Genomic DNA, 15,903 nt, shown 5'->3' with positions numbered 1-15,903 from the left:
TCGGTCGATAGAGCGCCCGTCTCGGGTGCCTCGCCGCGTTTGATCGGCTAGGGCCGCGGCCATGAGCGTGGTCGCCCCTCCCGAATGTCATGAAGTCCTGCGCCGCACCTTTGGCTTTCCCGCCTTTCGCGGGCAGCAGGAGGCGGTGATCAGCCGGGTCATGGCGGGCGCGCATACACTCGCCCTGATGCCGACCGGTGCGGGCAAGAGCCTGTGCTATCAGGTGCCGGCATTGGCGCGCGCGGGCACGGCGATCGTCATCTCCCCGCTGATCGCGCTGATGCACGACCAGATCCGCTCAGCCAGCGCGGCGGGTATCCGTGCCGCTTCGATGACGTCGGCTGACAGCGATAATGCCGCCACGGCAGAGGCCTTCCGCAACGGCGCACTCGACCTGCTCTATGTCGCCCCGGAACGTGCTTCGACGCCCGGATTTCAGGCGCTGCTCGAGCGCGCCGACATCTCGCTTTTCGCCATTGATGAAGCGCATTGCGTGTCCGAATGGGGGCATGATTTCCGTCCCGATTACCGGATGCTGCGCCCGGTGCTCGACCGCTTCCCGGACGTCCCGCGCCTCGCGCTTACCGCCACCGCCGATCAGGCGACGCGGGCGGATATTCTGCGCCAGCTCGGCATCCCAGATGAAGGCCTGATCGTCGCCGGGTTCGACCGGCCCAACATCCGTTACGCCATCACGCCGCGTGACAATGGCCCGCGCCAAATCACCGATCTTCTCGCACGGATGGACGGCGCAGGCATCGTCTATGCGCCAAGCCGCAAGGCGACCGAGGACATCGCCGCCCAGATCGCCCGCACCGGGCGCGAGGCGGCGTTCTATCACGCCGGGCTTGAGCCTGAACGCCGTGCGGCGGTGCAGGCGCAGTTCGTCGCGTCCGAAAGCATGGTGATGGTCGCCACCATCGCCTTCGGCATGGGGATCGACAAGCCCGACGTCCGCTTCGTCATCCACGCCGGCCTGCCCAAGTCGATCGAGGCCTATTATCAGGAAACCGGCCGCGCCGGGCGGGACGGGGATCCGGCCGAGGCGCATCTGTTCTGGGGCGTCAGCGACTTTGCCCGCGCGCGCCAATGGCTCGGCGATGTCGAGCCCGAACGGCTCGCGGGCGAACAGGCGCGGCTCAACACGCTGGCACAGCTGGTCGAGGCGCCCGATTGCCGCCGCGCGATCCTGCTCAAGCATTTCGGCGAGCACCCGCCCGCCCGGTGCGGCAACTGCGACAATTGCGACAATCCGCCGCAAGTGGTCGATGCGAGCGAGCTGGCGCGCAAGCTGCTCTCCGCCGTGTATCGCACCGGGCAGAGCTTCGGCATCGGCCATATCGAAAAGGTGCTGACTGGCCAGAGCGACGAGCGGATCACCACGCGCGGGCATGACACGCTGTCGGTGTTCGGCATCGTCGGTTCGGGCGAAGCGGCTTTGCTGCGCCCGCTGACGCGCACCTTGGTTGCGAGGGGTATGCTGGCGGCGACCGAGCATGGCGGGCTGATGCTCGGCCCCGAAGCGCGCGCCGTGCTGAAAGGCGAGGCCGGAGTCAGCATCGCCGAGCCACCCGTCCGCGCCCGCCGGGGTCGCCGCTCGCGCAGCGGTGGGGACGTGCCCAACCCGATCGGCAGCCCGCTGTTCGAAGCGCTGCGGAACAAGCGCAAGCAACTTGCCAGCGAACACGGCATCCCGGCCTATGTCATCTTCCACGATTCGGTGCTGCGCGACATGGCGAACCAATGCCCCGAGACGCTCGCTGAACTGGGCGGGATCGCGGGCGTGGGGGCGAAAAAGTTAGAGACCTGGGGGCCGGATTTCATCGCCGTGGTGCGGGAGCATCTGAGCGGTTAGCGCGGCGCCTTGCGAATAGTATAGTCGATCCTGATCCGCACCCATGATCCGAACTGCTCGCGTCCATTGACCCGCGCCGGGCGCACCCGGAACTGCCAGGCGGCAGCCAGCACCGCGCGGCCCATCATTGAACCTTGCGGCCCTTCGCTCTGCAACACGCAATCCTCGACATAGTAGCCCGCCACGGTCTTGCAGGCGATCAGCGCATAGCCGGGGCCGTTCGCGGTGGACAGGTAGCCGGCAAGCTCCTGATCGGTCGGTTCGCGATACCAGCGCGCGGCATAGAGCGGCTCGCCATTGGGCGCGGTGCCGACGCGCTGGCTGTCACCGGCGGTGCGCGGATTGCCGGTATCGGCCGGGCCATAAGACCGGTTCGGATTGATCCGCGCCCCGATCTTGGGCTTGGGGCTGGCCTGCGGCTGGGGCTGCTGCTGGGGTTGCTGCTGGGGCGGGGCAGGCTCGGGTGCGGGGCTCGGGTTGATGGCCAGAGGAGAAGGGCGCAGCGGCTCGGGGGCAAGCTCTTGCTCGGTTACCGGGGGCGAAGGGGTGTCCGGCGAGGCGGCGCTTTCGCGTTCGGGCTCGGCGGGGGCTTCCGGCTCGGGCGGGGCGGCGAATTCGATCGCGGTCATGGTCACGACCTCGCGCTTGTCATCCTCGCCGGCGAATTGCTGGCCGAGGGTCAGGAGCAGCAGCAGGATCAGCGCCTCAAGCGCAACCGCAATCGCAAGGCTCGCCAGCTTTCGGCGTCGCGGCGCATCGCGCACCGCTTGCCACAGCGCAGCCCAGCGCGTTGCAAGCCCGCGCGGCTGGTCCGCCGCCAATGCTAAAGGATCGTCCGAAATCGCCAATGCGCCTTTGCGTCGGCCGGGAGGGGGAGCCGGCCTCGGGAGCGCTCCTTAACCGGTCATCAGCCGATAGGATAGCGCCTCGGCAATGTGCACGCGGCCAACCGTTTCGGCCCCGGCCAGATCGGCGACGGTGCGGGCAACGCGCAGCATCCGGGTGTAACCGCGCGCGGAAAGGCGCAACTTCTCGGCAGCTTGGAATAGCAGCTTGTGCCCCGCTTCATCGGGGGTGGCGTAGTGGTCGAGCCGCTCGCCCTCCAGTTCGGCGTTCGAGCGCACCCCGCGTGCCACCTGCCGCGCGCGGGCGGCCGCGACGCGGTTTGCGACCTCGGCGCTACCCTCGGCGGGTGGCGGGAGCGCCATGTCGAGCGCACTGACCGCGCCGACGTGGACGTGGAGATCGATCCGGTCGAGCAGCGGGCCCGACAACCGCGCCTGATAATCGCCGATGCAGCGCGGGTACTTGTTGCAGTTGCGCGCCGGATCGCCCGCATATCCGCAGCGGCATGGGTTCATGGCGGCGACCAGCTGCACGCGCGCAGGGAAGGTCACATGGGCATTGGCGCGGGCGACATCGACTTGGCCGGTCTCCAGCGGCTGGCGCAGCGAATCGAGTACCGGGCGCTGGAATTCGGGCAGCTCGTCGAGGAACAACACGCCGAGATGCGCGAGACTGACCTCTCCGGGCCGCACTTTCAGCCCGCCGCCGGTCAGCGCGGCCATGCTCGCCGAATGGTGCGGCGCGCGGAACGGGCGGGCGCGGCTGATGCGGCCGGCCTCCAAGGTCCCTGCGACCGATTGAACCATCGACACCTCCAGCGCCTCGGCTGGCGTCAGGTCGGGGAGGATGCCGGGGAGGCAGCTCGCCAGCAGGCTCTTGCCCGATCCCGGCGGGCCGACCATCAGCAGGTTGTGGCCGCCCGCCGCTGCGATCTCCAAGGCGCGCTTGGCGGTCTCCTGCCCTTTCACCTGCTTCAGATCATTGCCGCTGACTGCCTCGGCCACCGCGCCGCGCGCGGGCTCGGGCAGCACGAGCGAGCCTTTGAGGTGCCCCAACAGGCTCATCAGATCGCTCGGGGCGAGCACGGGCACCCCGCTCGCCCAGCGTGCCTCTGGCCCTTGTTCGGCGGGGCAGATCAGACCCGTGCCCGATTCGCTGGCATGGAGCGCGGCGATCAGCACGCCGGGGCTGGCGACCACGCGTCCATCCAGCGCCAGTTCGCCCACCGCGATCCAGTCACCCAGCTGCTCGGCATCAGTCACGCCCATCGCCGCGAGCAGGGCGAGCGCGATCGGCAGGTCGTAATGCGATCCGTCCTTGGGCAGGTCGGCGGGGGAGAGGTTCACCGTGATCCGTTTGGGCGGCATGGCCAGCCCCATCGCCGACAAGGCAGCCTGCACCCGCTCGCGGCTCTCGCTCACCGCCTTGTCGGCCAGACCCACCACATTGAATCGCGGCAGACCGGGGCCGACATGACACTGCACCTCCACGGCACGCGCCTCCAGCCCGAGATAGGCAACCGTCCTGACCAGCGCGACCATTTGCGACCCCTACCCGCCCTTGCGGCATGATTGTGCAGGTTTTGCAATCGCTTGTCGAGCAGTTCGCGGGTCGGCCGCGCGTTTCCTAACGCGATCCAGCCGTGCCCCTCCGCACGAATGCTAAGGCATTTTTAAAGCATAAATCTTGGCGAATTGGCAGGCCGCTCGGGCCGACAATAGCATCATGAACCGAACCCTTGCTCTCCTGCTTGCCGCCTTCGCGCTGCTGCTCCCCGGCGGAGCGGCATGGGCGCAATCGGGCGCGCGGGTGGTGGAGCGGATCACTTGGGTCGAGGAATGGAACCCGGCCACCCAGCAATGGGTGCGCGTGGAGGACAGCCCGGCTCCGACCGCACTGGCCGAGGCGACCCCAAGCAGCCTGCGCGCTGGCGGGCTCACCATCACCGAGACCGTCCACCACGAGCCGACCCGCTTTATCGCCAGCGCCCCGCGCCTTCCCGCCCACAGCGCCGGGATCGCGCGCTTCGGCCCGTTCCGTGTGATCGACGGCACCCGTGCCGCGCTCGTCGCGTCGACCGATGCCGCCAGCCCGCAGGCCTTCGCGGCGATGCTGGCGGCCTATCCGGGCCTGCAAGTGATCGAATTCGCCGATGCGCCCGGCACCAACCATGATCTGGCGAACCTGCGCCTTGGCCGCGCCATCCGGGCGGCGGGTCTTGCGACTCACGTCCCGGCAGGTGGCTCGGCCCGGTCGGGCGCGGTTGAGCTGTTCCTCGCGGGTACCCGCCGCACGATGGACCCGGGCGCGCTGTTCGCGGTGCATTCCTGGCGTGACGAGCGCGGGCGTGAGCCTGCCGACTTTGCGCCCGATGCGCCGGAAAACCGGCTCTATCTCGATTACTATGCCGAAATGGGCATGACCGCAGACGAAGCCCGCGCCTTCTATTCGATGACCAATTCGGTGCCGCACGCAGGCGCGCTGTGGTTGCAGGGCGAGGACATGGCGCGCTGGATCGCGCCTGCGGCCCGTAGCCCCGCTTCGCGCGTGCTGGACGCCCCCCTGAAAAGCGCCTTGCGCCTCGCCGTCGCCCGCTCTGGCGATGCCTTGCTGGAGGCGCTGCGCTCACCCGTGATGCTGCGGGCGGGGTCGGCCCCTGCCGCACCCAGGCTCGCCTATGCCGATCTGGGCGCCAATCTGAGTACGGGTTTGCTTGACTCGGTTCCGGCTTTCCCATAACGGCGCCGGTCTGTTTCGAGGTCGCAGGCCTGCGGCCACGGTGGGCGCGTGGGGGAAACCCCGGGACTGACCTGCCGGTAGCTTTTTCGAGGATGATATGAAGCGGACGTTCCAACCCAGCAATCTCGTGCGCGCCCGTCGCCACGGTTTCTTCGCACGCAAGGCGACTCCGGGTGGCCGCAAGGTGCTCCGCGCCCGCCGTAACCGCGGCCGCAAGAAGCTCTGCGCGTAATTTGTTTTTCGCAGCCCCTCCGGGCTGCGGTATCCTCGCTCATGCGATCTGAAGATCGCGTCGCTGCGGGCGTGCGGTTGCGCTTGCGGGCTCCCTATGGGAGCCCGTTTGCTTTTATGGCCTCTAACGTTGCTCTATGGGCCGCTCCATGATCTCCGTCCTTACGAAGCGCGCGGACTTTTTGGCCGCCAATTCCGGCACTCGCAATGCGCGGGCCGGGTTTGTGCTGCTGACCCGCCCGAATGACGGGCAGGGCATCCGCTTCGGGATCACCGTCACCAAGAAGATCGGCAACGCTGTCGTGCGCAATCGCATGAAGCGGCGGTTTCGCGAGCTTCTGCGCGCGGCGCTGCCTTCGCAAGGCCTCCCCGATCACGATCACGTGCTGATCGGCCGCGCGGGCGGGGTGGAGCGGGACTTTCACCTGATGGCTGAGGAACTCGCCAAGGCGCTGGAACGGGCGCGCGAAGGGCGGGGCGATCCTTCGGGCGGGCGGCGTCCGCGCAAGGGGAACCGGGGCGGGGGGCGCAAATGAAGCAGGTCCTCATCCTCATCGCGCGCGGCTGGCAGCTTGGCCCGTCGCGCATTTTGCCGCCCTCGTGCCGTTACTCTCCCTCGTGCAGCCAATACGCCATCGAAGCGATTGGCAAGTATGGTGCGCTCAAGGGTGGATGGATGGCATTTAAGCGGCTAATGCGCTGCCACCCTTGGGGCGGACACGGGCATGACCCCGTGCCCTGAGGGGCAATTTCCGTGGGGTCTGGAAACGGGACCGCCTTAACCCCATAATACACCTGTCGTCGCACACTCTCGGGGCTTACACTTGGACAATCGCAATCTTCTGCTCGCTGTCGTGCTTTCGGGCCTGCTCATTCTCGGGTGGGACGTGGGGATGCGCTACTTCTATCCCGAGGCGGCGCTTTCGGCTCAGGTCGATCCGGCCAAGCCCACGCCGACTGCCGCCACCGCCGCTCAGACGAGCACCACTGCGGGCGCTGGTAGCCTTGGCGGGGATGCCGCAGCGGCACGCAAGGTCAATCTCACGACTGCGCTTGCCAGCCCCAATCGCGTCGCGATCGACACGCCGCGCCTTGCTGGCTCAATCAACCTCGTCGGCGCACGGATCGATGACATCGTGCTCAAGGATTACCGCGAGACGGTGAAGAAGGCGTCCGGCCCGGTCCGCCTGTTCGCGCCCGAAGGCACGCCGGGGCAGTATTTCGCCGAGTTCGGCTTTGTGAGCGGCGGCGCGCGTCAGCCTTCGAACCTGTTGTGGCAGGCGGACGGCACCAAGCTGACCCCGACCACGCCGGTCACCTTGACCCGCACTGATGCTAACGGGATCACCTATCGAATCCAGTTCGCGATCGACAAGGACTACATGATCGCCGCCACCCAGAGCGTGACCAACGCCGGGGCTGCACCTGCGGTCGTCCAGCCCTTCGCGCTGATCAAGCGCACCAGCACCAACGCAACGATCGACCAGTATGTCTCGCACTCCGGCCCGGTCGGTGTGTTCGGCGATACGCTGTGGGACCCGCATTCCTATGACGAGCTGGCCGAACTGGGCGGCGAAAAGCCCGAAGGCGCGCCGGACTGGCTTGGCTTTACCGATCAGTACTGGCTTGCCGCGCTGGTTCCGGGTGACGGCAAGGGCAATGTTACGGTCGATGATGCAGGCTTCCGCTCGCTCGGCAACAAGCTGTTCCGCACCGATCTGCTGTATGGCGCGACCACCGTGCCCGCAGGCGGCAGCCTGACGCAGGCGACGCGGCTCTATGCGGGGGCCAAAGACAGCGGCATCCTCGACAAATATGAAGAGGGCGGGATCACCTATTTCGGCAAGGCCATCAGCTGGGGCTGGTTCGAAATCTTCGAAAAGCCGATCCTGTGGCTGCTGCGCACGCTTAACGGATTGGTCGGCAATTTCGGCGTGGCGATCATCCTGCTCACGGTCATCATTCGCGGGCTGATGTTCCCGGTGGCGCAGAAGCAGTTTTCCAGCATGGCGCAGATGAAGGCCGTGCAGCCCCGGATGAAGGAGATCCAGGAGCGCTTCAAGGACGACAAGGCGCGTCAGCAGCAAGAGATCATGAAGCTCTACAAGGATGAAAAGGTGAACCCGCTGGCAGGGTGTCTGCCGCTTGTCATCCAGATCCCGATCTTCTTTGCGCTGTACAAGGTGCTCGTCCTCTCGATCGAGATGCGGCACGAGCCCTTCTTCCTGTGGATCAAGGACCTGTCCGCGCCCGATCCGGCGCATATCCTCAACCTGTTCGGGATGCTGCCGTACGAAGTCCCGATGGGGTTCCTGGCGATTGGCCCGCTGGCGGTGCTGCTGGGCATCACCATGTACCTGACCTTCAAGCTCAACCCGGCGGCGATGGACCCCGTGCAGCAGCAGATGTTCGCGATCATGCCGTGGATCCTGATGTTCGTGATGGCGCCGTTTGCCGCTGGTCTGCTGCTGTACTGGGTGACCTCGAACGTGCTGACACTGGCGCAGCAGAGCTATCTCTACTCCAAGCACCCGCAGCTGAAGGCGGCAACCGCGGCGGCGGACAAGAAGGACGCGGGATAGGGCTGTGACCGACGAGGAAGATTACATCGCCCGCGAGGAAGCGGCATCTAGGCTCTTTTCAGGGCCCGTCGATTTCCTGCGCTCTGCGCCGCAGCTGCAATTCTTGCCCGATGCGGAGGTGCCGGAAATTGCGTTCTGCGGCCGGTCGAACGTGGGCAAATCCTCGCTCCTGAATGCGCTCACCGGGCGCAAGGCCATCGCCCGCGCTTCGGTGACGCCGGGGCGGACGCAGGAATTGAACTTCTTCGATGTCGGCAGGCCCGAGGAAGAGGGCGCGCTGCCGCTGTTCCGGCTGGTCGACATGCCCGGATACGGCTTTGCCAAAGCGCCGGTGAAGGTGGTCGACAAGTGGAAGGCGCTGGTGAACTCCTACCTGCGCGGCCGCGCGGTGCTGGCCCGCACGCTGGTGCTGGTCGACAGCCGCCACGGCATCAAGGAGGTCGACCGCGTGATGATGAAGATGCTGGATGAAGCGGCGGTGGGCTACCGCGTGGTCCTCACCAAGACCGACAAGATCAAGGCGAGCGAGCTCGACAAGGTCGCCGAAGCGACCGCCGCCGAAATCCGGAAGCATGTCGCCGCCTATCCCGAACTGCACCTCACCAGCAGCGAAAAAGGCATGGGCATCGCCGCGCTGCGCGCCGCCGTGGTGGCCGACGCGCTGGGTGAAGGGTGGATGGGGTAGGCACAAGCCGCGAGGGTGTAGGTTCCCTCGTATTTGCCAATAGATGCAGAGGCCCCGCGCTCGACGCCAGGGTTTGCCAATCGTCGGCACCTATCAGTCGCAGGTGGCGTTCAGGTTGCCCCGCCGGATGCTATTCCTTCGAGCGACGGAAGCCTGCCGCCATGGCCTCGCGCTCGGTACAGAAAATCGCCTCGGGGCGTGTTCCGTCGTAATACCGCTGTCCCGGCAGATGGTAGATCATGTCACCGTAGCGACTGTGGTTGCCCTTGATCGCGCAGCCGAGCGCGTTCGTGTAGCGCTGCTCTGCCGCAGGCCGCGCGCGTGCTGCGCGTTCGGGGGCTGCACTGTGTTGCGCGCGGGCCAGTCGCATGACTGAGCCGGGATTGGTGGAGCGCCATTGGTCGGGGCGCTCGAACTCTCCAGCCCAAAGACCAAATCGCAGTCCCTGTGCGATGGCGGTTGCAGCGGCATAGTCTTCAGGCGCCTCATCCGCTGCCAGCCCGAGGCCGCGCCGCACCATTTCGCGACCGACATCGAACACCGCATTTTCGCAGGTGGCGAGCGGGATGTCGCTCGCGTCAACGCCAATGATCGCGCAGTCTACCGGCTCGGAGCCGATAATCGCTGCGAGGTTCTCGGTCGCCTCGATGCCGCATGCCCAAGCTGCACCATCGCGTTGGCAGGTCTGTCTGGCTTCGGGTGCGTCAATATGGGCGAGCCGGATGATCGTGCCCGTCATCTCTATCGTCCGTCCGTCCAGCGCGGTTGCAGGGCCGGAGATCATCTGCGCCTGAAGGGGAGCAGCCGAAAAGACGATCAGGAGAGCAAGGGCGCGAACGTATTTCATAGGTCTGACGCTAAGGTACGGCGGTTAAAAATGTACCAAAGCTAGGTCGCAAACAGCTTGCCCAAATCCTTGAACGCCTTGAACTCCAGCGCATTGCCTGATGGATCGCGCAGGAACATCGTCGCTTGCTCGCCCGGCTGGCCTTTGAAGCGGATGGTGGGTTCGATCACGAAGTCAGCGCCGCCTGTGCGCAGCCGTTCGGCCAAAGCCTCCCATTGCTCCATCGCCATCACCAGCCCGAAATGCGGCACCGGCACGCCGTGGCCGTCGACATGGTTGCTCGCGCGGTCGCCTGCCTGTCCCGGTGCGAGGTGGGCGACGATCTGGTGGCCGTGGAAGTCGAAATCGATCCATTCCTCGCTCGACCGGCCCTCAGCGCAGCCCATCACTCCGCCATAAAATGCGCGCGCGGCAGCGAGGTCATCGACCGGGAAGGCGAGGTGAAACGGGGGCAGGTTCATGGGCAAGCGAATAGCGCGGGTGGGTGCGGCGTGCAAAAGGGTTTTCCTACTCCCCTGCGCTCTGGCAGCGCCCATGCCGCCATGCGACGCCGTCCGATCCGCCCTGCACCGCCGCCGATCACCCGCGCGCAGTTCGACATCATTGTTAGGTGACAAGAGGTTCTGGAGTCGGGAGAGGCCGTGAAATCGTGGGATTGGCCGAGCAAGATGTGGCGGTTTTGCAGGGCTTTGCCGCTCATGGGCCAAAAAATTGGCGTTTCGGCTCTGTGTCTAGAGTTGTGGTCAATTTAGACGATGGATTGCCACGATCGGCTGGAGTCGCCCATTCTGATGAGGTCAGCGCCTTAAGGCTTCTCAGGCCCGGAAATCCGCCATTTATGACCCTATAACGGGCGCATTAAACGCCTCTGAGTGCCGTCTTGCGAGGCTGCGAACCGGGACAGAACCGGGACATTGGCCATTTGCGATGGCTACTGAGCGAAAAGCAATAAATTCTAACAGCTTACACCATGATCCGCCGCTTACTTACATTCGTGAAAGTGGGCGCGAATTTTAGGCCTGATCTGCGGCCTGGTCGAGCAGCTCGACGGCCGCATCGACCAGACCGAGAGCGAGCAGCGCTTCATCCCGGGTGAGGTGGATGGTCTGCTGGTCCAAGGCTTGCAGTTGACGGTCGATCACAGCTCGCAGTTCGATGGCAGCGGCGCGGATTATCTGCTCGTCCATGGTGCAGGCTTTCCTTCCCATCTGTCATTCGGCGATTGCCGCGCTCCTTAGAATTTCGTGACCACCTCAGGGAAACCACTAAAGGGGCGTATCTCGCAATCACCCTCTGAAACCGAAGATGAAGTCAACTTCTGACGTCCGTAAGCGATTACCATCACGTAGGAGCTGTGTTTCCCCGTGGTGCGATCAACCATCTCAAGCGATCTGCTGTCCAAGGTTTTAGTCTCGTCCTCATGATCGATGAAAACGAGCCTGTCAGCTTCAACCGTTGCGAAGTTCGAAGGGCGCTTGCATTCACCTTCGCACCATCGGCCACTAGCAAGATCGATGCGAAATTCCTTCTGGTACTGTGAAGCCTTGTCGGGACTGAAAGTGGAAGTCTCAGTCATTGTCCCAGTGCACAGGAGGTTGAACTGTTCGGACGCGGCATTTGCCGGCGCAGCTAATGCTGCGATGCCAAGGAACAGGGCTTGATAGCGCTTCATAGCTTCCTCTGGACTGCGACGACGCGGCCGATGATTTCGATCTCGCCGTCATATGCGGTGAAGGGGGAGACCTCCTTCTTGTCAGACCATACCTCTACGCCACCACCAGGAACAGGCCGAAGGCGCTTGATCATGCCGCATTCGGCATAGGTGAGCACCCAGATGCGGTCAGCACTGGTGAGCTGGCGCTGCGCTGTGTCGATCAGCAGCAAATCGCTATCGTGAAGAGTGGGCTCCATGCTGTCGCCGATGCCCTGGGCGAAGAAGAGTTTGTCCGGCGCCGACCGGGTATACCGGCGTAGCCAGGCACGAGGGAAGTGGTGGACTTCTTCGGTTACAGGCACATCCAGATAAGTCGCCCCCATGCCGTAGCTTAGGTCGATCTCACGGACCGGGACTAGGTCGGGCTCGTCGAAGCTGGCGAGCGCTGCAGCGCCGGCCCGGGTCCACCCCGGGAATTTGGGGAAGGCTTCATGGAGCTTTTCCAAGGTGACTTGGCTGAGGCGAGCCTCGGCATTGCCGTTCTTCATGCGCTGTATGGTTCGGGGGTTCACCTTCGCCTTCTGCGCCACCTGCGCCGAAGACACCCCCGCGTAATCCACGAGTGCGCGGATTAGCACCATGTCTTCCTCTAGACCCGACATGATGCAGAGCTACCAAGCGCAGAGCGTAAATGAACGCGGAAAAATAGTCGTTGTGATGCGTAAATAATTACGCTACCTCGCTGTGTATGGAACAGCAAACCGTCGTCAGGGAAATCGAGGTGCGGGCGAAAGCCTCCCGGATTTCTATCGCCGAGCTCTGCCGCCGTGCCGGCATCTCCCCGGACACCTTCCACAAATGGAAGAAAACGGAACGGAACCCCAATCCGCCGGGCGCGAACCTGCATTCGATTGGTGCGCTCTACAGGGTGCTCGAAGCGATCGATGCCGAGGATGCCAAGCGCCTCCGCAAGGGCGGGAAGGCGGTAGCGGCATGAACGACACCGGGTTTGCCGACCGCGGCGTAATTCGCCCGCTGATCCGCCGGATCGCGCTGAAGAGCGCGGTTGGCGAAGCGCGGGTATCAATCGAGGCACTGTTCGACCTCATGAATGAGCATCGCGAGCCGCTGCGCAGCGATGGTGCGCCCCTGACGGAGCAAGGCATCGGCCTGACCGCCCGCGATCTGCAGCGCGCCATCAACGGCGATGCGATCAGCAGCAGCGAACGCCACGCAATGCGCAAGGACGAGCTGCTGGAGGGCGTAAAGCTGGTCGCGCAGCTGCTCGATCGGATTGAGGTCGGCATTCGGCATGGGCTCTTCTCCTGTGCGAGTGATGAGGAGGCTACCCGGCTCGAACAGGCCCCGCACCGTCTATGTGGGGGTGCGAAATGAACGCTCCTGCGAAGTCGCTCCTCGACAGCGCAGAGGTGATCGCCTTCGATCCCGCCGATATCGATACGTCTGGCCGGATCGGGTTCTATCATCCGGACAAAGCCGTCGCGGTCGGTCGCCTGCTGTATAAGGACGGTCAGCGAGACCTTATCAAAGTTACGGCGTCGAAGAATCCGGACTTCAAGTGGCGGCTGCTGGTCGGCCTGCACAGGACAGAGGGTGCGAGGCTGGAAGGCCTTCCGGTTTACGGAGTTGTCGTTTCCGGCAAGCCCGAAATTCTCCGCGAGCTTGAGGCCTCGGAGAACATCCACCGGCGGCCATTGCTGCCCATCGAGCATGCCAAGTTCGTGTTCGAGCTGTGCCGTGCTGCACAGGAGCGGATCGCGCGCGATCACGGCGAATTGTCAGACCAGCAGCTTGGCGCAAAGGCCAGGTGGCAGCGTGTCAAAGACCGGGAGACCACTTCGGAGAAAGCGCTCGAAGAAGAGAGTGATGATGCTGCGGCCAAAATGGCCGCAGCATACAGCTGGCAGGAAAGTGTCTCTGAAGCGCTGGATCTCGGGAAGCGGCAGATCCGCAAGTGCCTCGCGATTTATCGTCTTGTCGTCGAGCCGTTCCCCGATCTGGCAGAGAATCTCGAAAAGCACCCCGTAGTTGGCGGAAATGCAAGCCAGCTGATGGTACTCACCCGGCTCGGAGACGAACGTATCCGTCGCAAGGTGATCGAAGCGCTGCTGGCCGATCCTGAAATCGGGGTCGAGGACGCGAAGATCGTTGTTGGAGCGGCAAGGGCCGGGTCTTCAGCCACAACGGTGGCGCATCAGAAGTATGTCAATGCCGTGGTCGGCAACCTGAAGCGACTTCCGCCTCCCCAGCTTAAGCAACATCTGCCGGAAATCATGCGCGCACTCGGCACGCCGGGCGTTAAGCGGATGATGCGCGACCTTCTCAACGAGGAGCTCGGCGATGCGTGATTTTATCACCGAGGTTCGCGAGGCGTTGGATGCAGAGCCCGAGCTGTTCGGTTGGCTCTATCGTTCGCTCCGATGGGATCAAAAAGCGCAGCTGCTTAAGGCAATCATCGGCGAAGGTGATCACCCGCCCGGCTTCCGTGTGTCCTTTGATGTGTCCGCGATCAGTGAGGCTGAGCGCAACTACGTCAATGTAATTGGCGTCGCGCCCAAGAAAGACCCGGAGAGCGGCCAATGAGGGGTGAAATCTCCTCCGGTCGGCACTCCAAGCGCCATCCGCTCGACTGGTATGTCGACGAGTTCTGGTGCGCCGATCAGCTGGCGCTCGCGCTCGACAACTTCTTCATCGAAGAGGCTGAGGGGCTGGCAGTTTGGGATCCCTGCTGCGGGATGGGCAACACCCTGCTCGCAGCCCACGATCGCGGTTTCGTCACATACGGTTCGGACCTCGTCGAGAACGTCGCCTATGCAAACTTCGGCTCGGGCGCGCCGATGCTTTTCGAGCCGCGCAACTTCCTCGAAATGTGCGCCGCGCCCGCGCCTTGCAGCATCATCTGCAACCCGCCTTACAGCTATGTGAAGGGCATCGCAGAGGCGTTTGCGCGGCATGCGCTGACGCTTTCCTCGCGCCGCGTCTGCATCCTGATGCCGAGCAAGTGGCTTGCGAGTCAGGCGCGGTACCAGTTGTTCAACGATCATCCACCGCAGGCGGTGCTGCACCTGTGCCAGCGGCCCTCGATGCCGCCCGGTGACCTGATCGCGGCGATGGGCAAGCGCGCCTTCAGCGGCGGGATGACCGATTACTGCTGGATCGTGTGGGACGTGAAGCGGCCGACCGCGCCGGGGCACACGCGCACCATCTGGCTGCCGCCGCTCCACCGCAATTCCGAAATCCTGTCGCTTGAGGAGGTGCTCTGATGTCCCGCATTCCCGGCGAAGAGGCGATCGAGCGCGAGATGAAGGAAACTGGCCTCGACCGGTTTCCGGCGATCCGCCGCATCCAGCAGCGCGCTGCCATCCTTGCCGAGCAATCGCGCCAGCGAAACCGGGGGCTGACGCGATGACCAGCCTCGCCGATCAAAAAGCTGACGCTCTGCGCTTCATTACCGGCTTCGAACTGAAGCACGGACGCGGGCCGAGCAATGACGAGGTCGCGGATGCCGCGTTCGACGGCGATGAAGGGCTGGCGGATTACCTGATCCGCGCACTCATCATCGAAGGCAAGGTCCGCCGCGCCCCACATTCGCGCCGCCGCAAGCTCCAGGTGCTCAAGCCGGTCGCAATCCCCCGCGCGCCGGATGGCGAGCCGCTCCACTTGGTGCGCATCGGAGGGCGGGCAGAATGAAGCCTCTCACCCAGCGCCAGCAGGATGTCCTGCGCTATATTATTGGCTTTCAGGAGAGCCTCGGCATCGGCCCGACGCTGCGCGAAATCAGCGCTGCCAATGTCGTCCACGCTCGGCCCGGGTTCGATGCCGGCTTCACAGTCCGCTCGCTGGAGAAGCGCGGCGCGATCCGACGGATGCCGTTCCTCACCCGCAAGATCGAGGTGCTTGAACCGCTCGCCATCCCGCGCGCGCCGGATGGCGAGCCGCTCTACTTCGTCCGCATCGGAGGGCAGGCCTGATGGCGATTTATCCGATTGAGGCAGCCGTACTGAAGCTCTCCGAGACCGGGCTTCCGCCCGCGCAGATCGCCTGCAGGCTGGGGATCAAGGCCAAGACCGTTCTCAACATCCGCGACCGCTTCTCGGTCAACATCAAGCAGGAGCGAAAGCTCGAAACCAAGCTGCGCAGCCAGAGCAAGCGGTTCGGCGACCTGTTGCGCAAAGCAGGAGGACACCGCTGATGCCGCGTTTTGCCAGCAAGGCCGATTATTACCGCCACCACCGCAAGGTCATGGAGCTGGCGCTGGAGCTCGGCGTCACTCCGATCGAGGCCGAGGCGCGGATGAAGGTGGTCGAGGCGCGCGAAGAGCACCGCGCGAAGATGGCACGCCGAGGGCTGCGGTCTGACCTACCTCCGCTGAGCTTGCGGCCCGATGATCAGCAACCGAACGATTTCCGGCGCTGGGATGCCAGCTGGATGGCGAGGGACTGA

At 64.6% G+C, this 15,903-nt stretch carries 24 protein-coding genes; 17 read left to right on the top strand and 7 right to left on the bottom strand.

The features are described 5' to 3' along the window. The first annotated feature begins 61 nt into the window (after positions 1 to 61). Positions 62 to 1,855, top strand: coding sequence for a DNA helicase RecQ (gene recQ, locus GRI59_RS01300; protein ID WP_160759399.1), 1,794 nt, complete (start codon positions 62 to 64; stop codon positions 1,853 to 1,855). Here recQ and GRI59_RS01295 read toward each other — a convergent pair. Then, on the bottom strand, positions 1,852 to 2,703 hold the full coding sequence (locus GRI59_RS01295; protein ID WP_237440633.1) for a hypothetical protein: 852 nt from the start codon (positions 2,701 to 2,703) through the stop codon (positions 1,852 to 1,854). The two genes, recQ and GRI59_RS01295, sit on opposite strands and share 4 nt — an antisense overlap. A gap of 48 nt (positions 2,704 to 2,751) precedes the next feature. Then, positions 2,752 to 4,242, bottom strand: coding sequence for a YifB family Mg chelatase-like AAA ATPase (locus GRI59_RS01290; RefSeq protein WP_160759398.1), 1,491 nt, complete (start codon positions 4,240 to 4,242; stop codon positions 2,752 to 2,754). 184 nt (positions 4,243 to 4,426) lie between these two features. Here GRI59_RS01290 and GRI59_RS15975 point away from each other — a divergent pair, with 184 nt between their 5' ends. The 6 genes from GRI59_RS15975 (at position 4,427) to yihA (ending at position 8,938) form a co-directional block, all read left to right on the top strand. Next, on the top strand, positions 4,427 to 5,440 hold the full coding sequence (locus tag GRI59_RS15975; protein ID WP_160759397.1) for an alpha/beta hydrolase: 1,014 nt from the start codon (positions 4,427 to 4,429) through the stop codon (positions 5,438 to 5,440). A gap of 97 nt (positions 5,441 to 5,537) precedes the next feature. Next, the gene (gene rpmH / locus GRI59_RS01280; protein ID WP_036801591.1) at positions 5,538 to 5,672 is read left to right on the top strand and encodes a 50S ribosomal protein L34; all 135 of its coding nucleotides are present in this window, start codon (positions 5,538 to 5,540) and stop codon (positions 5,670 to 5,672) included. A gap of 148 nt (positions 5,673 to 5,820) precedes the next feature. Next, a complete protein-coding gene (rnpA, locus tag GRI59_RS01275; RefSeq protein WP_160759396.1) occupies positions 5,821 to 6,207 on the top strand; it encodes a ribonuclease P protein component in 387 nt (128 codons plus the stop codon). Continuing rightward, positions 6,204 to 6,413, top strand: coding sequence for a membrane protein insertion efficiency factor YidD (gene yidD / locus GRI59_RS01270; RefSeq protein ID WP_160759395.1), 210 nt, complete (start codon positions 6,204 to 6,206; stop codon positions 6,411 to 6,413). The genes rnpA and yidD overlap by 4 nt, the downstream gene beginning before the upstream one ends. An 82-nt stretch (positions 6,414 to 6,495) precedes the next feature. Beyond that, positions 6,496 to 8,253 (top strand): membrane protein insertase YidC, encoded by a 1,758-nt coding sequence (gene yidC / locus GRI59_RS01265; RefSeq protein ID WP_160759394.1) that lies wholly within the window; start codon positions 6,496 to 6,498, stop codon positions 8,251 to 8,253. A 4-nt stretch (positions 8,254 to 8,257) separates the two neighbouring features. Further along, positions 8,258 to 8,938 (top strand): ribosome biogenesis GTP-binding protein YihA/YsxC, encoded by a 681-nt coding sequence (gene yihA, locus GRI59_RS01260; protein ID WP_183363554.1) that lies wholly within the window; start codon positions 8,258 to 8,260, stop codon positions 8,936 to 8,938. 130 nt (positions 8,939 to 9,068) lie between these two features. Here the strand turns inward: yihA and GRI59_RS01255 are convergent, their stop codons facing one another. From GRI59_RS01255 to GRI59_RS01235, 5 genes are all read right to left on the bottom strand, one after another. Beyond that, positions 9,069 to 9,785, bottom strand: coding sequence for a thermonuclease family protein (locus GRI59_RS01255; protein ID WP_160759393.1), 717 nt, complete (start codon positions 9,783 to 9,785; stop codon positions 9,069 to 9,071). 41 nt (positions 9,786 to 9,826) lie between these two features. Then, on the bottom strand, positions 9,827 to 10,246 hold the full coding sequence (locus GRI59_RS01250) for a VOC family protein (RefSeq protein WP_160759392.1): 420 nt from the start codon (positions 10,244 to 10,246) through the stop codon (positions 9,827 to 9,829). Positions 10,247 to 10,798: 552 nt separating this feature from the next. After that, positions 10,799 to 10,972, bottom strand: a complete 174-nt coding sequence (locus GRI59_RS01245) for a hypothetical protein (RefSeq protein WP_160759391.1) — start codon at positions 10,970 to 10,972, stop codon at positions 10,799 to 10,801. A gap of 47 nt (positions 10,973 to 11,019) precedes the next feature. After that, on the bottom strand, positions 11,020 to 11,457 hold the full coding sequence (locus GRI59_RS01240) for a hypothetical protein (RefSeq protein WP_160759390.1): 438 nt from the start codon (positions 11,455 to 11,457) through the stop codon (positions 11,020 to 11,022). After that, positions 11,454 to 12,080, bottom strand: coding sequence for a S24 family peptidase (locus GRI59_RS01235; RefSeq protein ID WP_160759389.1), 627 nt, complete (start codon positions 12,078 to 12,080; stop codon positions 11,454 to 11,456). The genes GRI59_RS01240 and GRI59_RS01235 overlap by 4 nt, the downstream gene beginning before the upstream one ends. A 107-nt stretch (positions 12,081 to 12,187) precedes the next feature. On the opposite strand from GRI59_RS01235, the gene GRI59_RS01230 reads away from it, so the two are divergent. Genes GRI59_RS01230 through GRI59_RS01185 form a run of 10 tightly spaced genes read left to right on the top strand, consistent with a single transcriptional unit; the run spans position 12,188 to position 15,903 of the window. Next, positions 12,188 to 12,436 carry a helix-turn-helix domain-containing protein gene (locus tag GRI59_RS01230; protein ID WP_160759388.1) on the top strand — a complete coding sequence of 83 codons (249 nt, stop codon included), beginning with the start codon at positions 12,188 to 12,190 and terminating at the stop codon, positions 12,434 to 12,436. Beyond that, on the top strand, positions 12,433 to 12,834 hold the full coding sequence (locus GRI59_RS01225) for a hypothetical protein (RefSeq protein ID WP_160759387.1): 402 nt from the start codon (positions 12,433 to 12,435) through the stop codon (positions 12,832 to 12,834). Before GRI59_RS01230 ends, GRI59_RS01225 begins: the two co-directional genes overlap by 4 nt. Then, positions 12,831 to 13,808 (top strand): hypothetical protein, encoded by a 978-nt coding sequence (locus tag GRI59_RS01220; RefSeq protein ID WP_160759386.1) that lies wholly within the window; start codon positions 12,831 to 12,833, stop codon positions 13,806 to 13,808. Before GRI59_RS01225 ends, GRI59_RS01220 begins: the two co-directional genes overlap by 4 nt. Further along, complete coding sequence (locus GRI59_RS01215) at positions 13,801 to 14,043, top strand: hypothetical protein (protein ID WP_160759385.1); 243 nt, start codon at positions 13,801 to 13,803, stop codon at positions 14,041 to 14,043. Before GRI59_RS01220 ends, GRI59_RS01215 begins: the two co-directional genes overlap by 8 nt. Continuing rightward, positions 14,040 to 14,723, top strand: a complete 684-nt coding sequence (locus tag GRI59_RS01210) for a TRM11 family methyltransferase (RefSeq protein WP_160759384.1) — start codon at positions 14,040 to 14,042, stop codon at positions 14,721 to 14,723. The genes GRI59_RS01215 and GRI59_RS01210 overlap by 4 nt, the downstream gene beginning before the upstream one ends. Further along, entirely contained in the window at positions 14,723 to 14,869 is a 147-nt protein-coding gene (locus GRI59_RS01205) for a hypothetical protein (RefSeq protein ID WP_160759383.1), read from the top strand. The genes GRI59_RS01210 and GRI59_RS01205 overlap by 1 nt, the downstream gene beginning before the upstream one ends. Beyond that, positions 14,866 to 15,150 carry a hypothetical protein gene (locus GRI59_RS01200; RefSeq protein WP_160759382.1) on the top strand — a complete coding sequence of 95 codons (285 nt, stop codon included), beginning with the start codon at positions 14,866 to 14,868 and terminating at the stop codon, positions 15,148 to 15,150. The genes GRI59_RS01205 and GRI59_RS01200 overlap by 4 nt, the downstream gene beginning before the upstream one ends. After that, a complete protein-coding gene (locus GRI59_RS01195; RefSeq protein WP_160759381.1) occupies positions 15,147 to 15,431 on the top strand; it encodes a LexA family protein in 285 nt (94 codons plus the stop codon). Before GRI59_RS01200 ends, GRI59_RS01195 begins: the two co-directional genes overlap by 4 nt. Beyond that, complete coding sequence (locus tag GRI59_RS01190; RefSeq protein WP_160759380.1) at positions 15,431 to 15,652, top strand: helix-turn-helix domain-containing protein; 222 nt, start codon at positions 15,431 to 15,433, stop codon at positions 15,650 to 15,652. Before GRI59_RS01195 ends, GRI59_RS01190 begins: the two co-directional genes overlap by 1 nt. After that, positions 15,652 to 15,903, top strand: coding sequence for a hypothetical protein (locus GRI59_RS01185; protein ID WP_160759379.1), 252 nt, complete (start codon positions 15,652 to 15,654; stop codon positions 15,901 to 15,903). The genes GRI59_RS01190 and GRI59_RS01185 overlap by 1 nt, the downstream gene beginning before the upstream one ends.

It is taken from the genome of Erythrobacter ramosus, from assembly GCF_009828055.1.
In the GTDB taxonomy this organism is placed as follows: domain Bacteria; phylum Pseudomonadota; class Alphaproteobacteria; order Sphingomonadales; family Sphingomonadaceae; genus Erythrobacter; species Erythrobacter ramosus.
Note: the sequence above shows the minus strand (reverse complement) of the source record. Positions and strands in the feature narration are given on the sequence as shown.